5 protein-coding genes are annotated in these 5,054 nt (G+C 42.3%); 1 reads left to right on the top strand and 4 read right to left on the bottom strand.

The window, feature by feature from the left end; genetic code table 11:
• Together H6G26_RS38315 and H6G26_RS38310 are read right to left on the bottom strand one after the other, a co-directional pair.
• On the bottom strand, positions 1–733 hold a 733-nt coding region (locus H6G26_RS38315; protein WP_190736942.1), incomplete at its 3' end, for a tetratricopeptide repeat protein.
• A 569-nt stretch (positions 734–1,302) separates the two neighbouring features.
• Positions 1,303–1,935: a hypothetical protein gene (locus H6G26_RS38310; RefSeq protein WP_190736940.1), complete on the bottom strand. Its 633-nt coding sequence runs from the start codon at positions 1,933–1,935 to the stop codon at positions 1,303–1,305.
• Between the two features lie 387 nt (positions 1,936–2,322).
• Here H6G26_RS38310 and H6G26_RS38305 point away from each other — a divergent pair, with 387 nt between their 5' ends.
• On the top strand, positions 2,323–3,201 hold the full coding sequence (locus H6G26_RS38305; protein ID WP_190736938.1) for a hypothetical protein: 879 nt from the start codon (positions 2,323–2,325) through the stop codon (positions 3,199–3,201).
• Between the two features lie 28 nt (positions 3,202–3,229).
• Here H6G26_RS38305 and H6G26_RS38300 read toward each other — a convergent pair whose 3' ends face one another.
• Both H6G26_RS38300 and H6G26_RS38295 read right to left on the bottom strand, forming a co-directional pair.
• Positions 3,230–4,636, bottom strand: coding sequence for a 1-acyl-sn-glycerol-3-phosphate acyltransferase (locus tag H6G26_RS38300; RefSeq protein ID WP_190736936.1), 1,407 nt, complete (start codon positions 4,634–4,636; stop codon positions 3,230–3,232).
• Between the two features lie 81 nt (positions 4,637–4,717).
• The coding region (locus H6G26_RS38295; RefSeq protein WP_190736934.1) for a DUF2127 domain-containing protein at positions 4,718–5,054 on the bottom strand (337 nt) is incomplete at its 5' end.

The raw sequence follows: 5,054 nt of genomic DNA, 5'->3' as shown, positions 1-5,054 counted from the left end.
TATTATTGAGAGTAGTGGCTTCACCAGAGCGATCGCCCACAGCCCGCCTTATAGGAAGAGCTTGGTTGTAAAAATCGAGTGCTTTTTGCTTTTGTCCTAAATCGGAGTAGACTAAACCGATATTATTAAGTGTAGTGGCTTCAACAGAGCGATCGCCCACAGCCCGCCTTATAGGAAGAGCTTGGTTGTAGAAATCGAGTGCTTTTTGCTTTTGTCCTAAATCGGAGTAGACTAAACCGATATTATTAAGTGTAGTGGCTTCAACAGAGCGATTGCCCACAGCACGCAAAAGGGGCAGAGCTTGGTTGTAAAAATCGAGGGCTTTTTGCTTTTGTCCTAAATCGTCGTAGACTCGACCGATATTATTGAGAGTAGTGGCTTCACCAGAGCGATCGCCCACAGCCCGCCTTATAGGAAGAGCTTGGTTGTAAAAATCGAGTGCTTTTTGCTTTTGTCCTAAACGGCTATAGTTCAACCCAAGGCGAACCAGTGTGGTTGCTTCACGTTTTTGGTCTTTGAGTTCTCGCACGATGGTTAAAGCTTGCTGTAATATTTGTATTGCCTTTTGGTGTTCCTGTTGCTGTGTCAGTTTTCTCCCTTGCTCTAGTAGTCTTTCTGCTTCTTGCGATCGCGAATTTTGAGCCTGTCCCCAGGTGGGTTGAACCATTAGCATTACTGTTAAAGGCGTTAGACAAATACCCAAAGCCAAAAAACTGGTAAGAATTTTTTTCATACAAGAGCGCAGAGGTAACTGTTTTAAATTGACCGTTAGCAACATCAAAATATTTGGTCAAAGCTTCCTACCCTACAGGAACGCTAAGAGCGTAGGCGTAGCTCGTCGTAGACATCGCTCCACTTGCAATGACAAAAATACGTCAAATTTGCGTAACACCTATAATCCTTAAAACATTTGTTACTAACATCAAAGCAGTTGTTGCAAACGTTTAAGTATTTGTTGGAAATGTTTTAACGTTTGTTGGAAATGTTGGAACGTTTTTTACTAGCATTTAAGCATTTGTTGCAAACGTTTAAGCATTTGTTAGAAATGTTTGAACGTTTGTTGCAAACGTTTAAACATTTGTTGCCCATATTTGAACATTTGTTATAAACGTTTGAACATTTGTTGCAGATATTTAAATATTTGTTGCAAACGTTTGAACATTTGTTGCCCATATTTGAACATTTGTTATAAACGTTTAAACATTTGTTGCAGATATTTGAATATTTGTTGCAAACGTTTGAACATTTGTTGCTAGCATCGAAGCATTTGTTGTAAACGCTTCAATATTTCATAATTCACGCTCAATAAGGTTTTGCCAAAATAGTGATCGTTCTTTGTTGCGAATTGAACTGGATTTCATCCACAACATATTGCCTATCTCTAGCCACTGACTGAATACCCCGCAACTGTGCTGTGGTAACTACCGGTGGTTTCAGCTTCACCACGGCTTGACCCTGAGTAGAATTTTTTATAGTAAAAGTATTTAGGGGGATACCACTCCAAGTTACTAGTTTACCTGTGGGGCGATCGCGCTCACCCCGGATAATTTGCCGGCCATTGCTTCTGTAAACCAATGCCCCATTCTTAAAAACTACTCTTTGAATTTTGCTCAAGGGAATTGTGGCAGTTTTACCACTACGCTGAATTGATAGTTCTTCTCCCTGTGCATCAATTCCTGTTATCTGGCCACTACTCGACTCACCCCCCTTAAGGATGACTTCTGCTAACTCTGGTAACGCTACTGCAAGGTCTAATTCATTTGCGTTGACTGGTGTCTGTACCAATAACAAATTTCCCGTTTTGATATCCTGGCTAATTACAGCTTGAATGTTTCCTGCGATCGCTGCTGCCATTACTAAGATTGCCACAAACCATCCCTGGAAAAAAGCTTTCATGGCTTTAACGGTATATTTGACTATGTTTAAGTTTCTCATTAAACTTCAAAGGCGGATACCAAATTTACGTAAAATCACTAAAATCAACTGATTGTTTACTTATAACAGTTTGCAGTTGAGTGGAATACAGACCTAACCCCCAACCCCTTCCCTGCAAGGGAAGGGGAGTAAGATTCAAAGCCTCTCTCCTTTTAGGAGCTACGGTGTACACACAAGTCTTCTAAAGTTGCACCACAGGCTTTTGATCCCCCCAACCCCCCTTAAAAAGGGGGGCAAAAAGCTCTTAAAGTCCCCCTTTTTAAGGGGGATTTAGGGGGATCAATACACATTTTGCACCCAGCAATGTGTACACCGTAGCCTTTTAGGAGAGAGGAATGGAAGTGAGGTCACAGTATATTTGTTTCCCTTATATCCCTCATCTCCCTTATGACCCAAACCCCCAACCAAGAAACCAATATTTTAGGTAAATTCACTAGTGTACTGGGCTTACTGGGTGCGGCGCTTTTCTTTGCAGGCTGGATTTACCGTTGGTCATATTTCTACTTTTTCCAACTAGAACTGAATACCCTCGACTTACCTGCACAGTCTTTTTTGATAGTTCCCCTGCAAATATTTCTCGGAGATGGCTGGGCAATATGCAAAACAGCGATCGCCTTTTTTCTCGCTGCAATCGCAATTCAGGCAACATTATGGTTAATTAAAATCATCAGCGATACGGTAGTCTCTACCAGCCAATTATTACTAAGTCGCATCATCTCTGCAACTCAACACAAACGCTCATGGACAGCTAAACAGCTTAAATCTCTAGCTGAATTTGGTTTTGGGCAATTGCGTTCAGTTGATTTTCTGCGATCGCTAGTTAATGAAATAGTAATAGTATCCTGGGTTTTAATTGTGATATTTTGGTTAGCTCGTTGGCAAGGCGTTGCAGATGCTAGGCGCGATGCTGGTCAAAACTCCACCTTACCCGTTGTAGCGTTAATTACACCTGAAGAAAAGTTTGCTGTGGGACGTAAACTTGATGATATATTTACCAATCCATCCTTAAAAGGCTACCGTATAATTGGCGATATAGGTCTATTCGATGACTTGCGAGGCAGAGAAGATACTGATATTATTACTAATCCAAAACAGCCGCGAGTTTGGCGTTTACTCCTAGAACGTGGCGGCTGGATTTATTTGTTTCGAGCATTGCCCCCAAATGCAAAACCTAACGAAATACCCTCGGTGTTGGCGATTCAACAAAGTGATAAGGGACATATAATAATTCGCAGTCCAGAAGTTTCTAAAACTAGTTCCCCTTAAGGATAATTATCACCTCTGCGCCAGGTAATCAAGCAATCATTTTCTCTAAAGCAACCTGCAAATCTTTCGTTAAATCGGTCACAGCTTTTTTAGCCGCATTGCGATCGCCTTGACAATTTTTCCAGCGTTCGGTTACTGAAATTGGCTCCCCTACGGTGATCTGTGTCTCTCGCAAACCTAAGCGAGGTCGCCCCGGAAGTGTTGTATCTTGAATTCTAGAAAGCATATCGAATACAAGCAAAGCTGTTTCTGCAAATCGTTCCGCCGTCGGTTGTTCCTGAATATAACTAGCTGTAACTGCAACAAAACTTTCCACTATCCGCATATGCCGCATTCGCAAGTCTGCTTCTTGGGCAATCCAGTCTGCCAAACCGCGTTTAAAAGGTGGTAAAGCATCGATATCTGGCAAATCTTCCCGATAAATGTAATTCCAGCCAGCCTCTTCTAAGCGGCGACAGCGATCAATAAAATTACCTTGCCCTTGAACTCCAAAATATTGCTCGGTAACTTGTAAAGCCTTATCGAGTAACCGATAAAGTCGAGCAATCAACACCTGATTGTGACTAGCAGATTCATCAGTTGAGATGGTTTTTGGGATATCTTGATGATAGAAGCGACGATAAAATTCTTCCATCTCGGTAATTAGATATTCAGCTAACCGACAAAGGCGTTGATAGTAAATCTCTTCGTTCGCGCCTTGCTCAATTTCCATTGGCGGCAAGCCACTATCAGCTTCCAACTTACCGAGCAGCCAATCTAGTTTAGACCAAGGTGGCTCAACGTAGCGATACTGGATAGCGATCGGCACAATGATCACAGTCTCAGCCCGATTAGCTTTTTGCAAGTCTTCTACACACCAGAACCCCATTTGAGCAACACCGGGTTCCAAGGGGCTAACAATACCACTATGACCATTAGTACCGCCTTCGGGTGCTACTGCGATCGGTAGTTTGCCATTAGCAAACAACTCGCGTGCTGTTTGAATAGCTTGGCGATCTAGTCGTCTACCGCGATGAACTGGCACACCTCCTATGCGAGAAAACAACCAACCTAGCCAATCTCCAGCCCAAACTGTCATACCTCGGTCATAGAGAAAATAGCTGTGAACAAGGGATTGTAGTGTAATACCTTTCTGACGAGCAACCTGTGGCACAATGCGGGAAAGCAAATACAGCATACAGAGAGGATCTTCCACCTCTGGATGGCGAAATGCCAACAAAAAGCGAATTTTTCCAGCTTGAAATTGTTGATAAAGTTCAGCTAATACCTCAACATTCTTGGCTTCAACCCGCACAATACCAGCCGTTAACCAAGGTCTAGTGCGGAACCGTAGTGCGATCGGTAGTAACCACCGAACAATCTGGAGTACCAGGGGGTTCAATCGTTGAGTAATAAATTTTAGTGGTGGTTGAGTAGACTGAATCGATCTAGGCAAGTCGCTCTCCAGATTGTACTTCTAGCGATTGTACAACGTGCGGTCTTAGTTTTGTGTTGACCCAAAGAATCAAATAAAAAATTAATTTGGATGTTTAGGAAAATTGCGGAATAAATAGCCAAGCACTGCTAAGTTCAACAAAAAAATCAATGTTTTTATAACAGATATTCCCCGAATTAATTCATAAATCTCTGGTGGAATACTGATGCCGACAAGTCCCAATACCAAGATATGTGCCCAACGCTTTTCGTACCATAAACCAACGGCTTCAATACTAGTAACAATAGCATAGACACCTGCTCCAATGCCGCTAAATGCTAAGAGGATGTTTGAAAAGTTCTCATCTTGGTAGCAAAACGTTTTAGATCCCCCTAAATCCCCCTTAAAAAGGGGGACTCTGATTCCGGTTCCCCCCTTT

Origin of the sequence: Nostoc sp. FACHB-888, assembly GCF_014696655.1 — a bacterium.
Lineage (GTDB): Bacteria > Cyanobacteriota > Cyanobacteriia > Cyanobacteriales > Nostocaceae > Nostoc.
The sequence above is the reverse complement of the archived record's forward strand: the minus strand, read 5'-3'. Positions and strand labels throughout refer to the sequence as shown.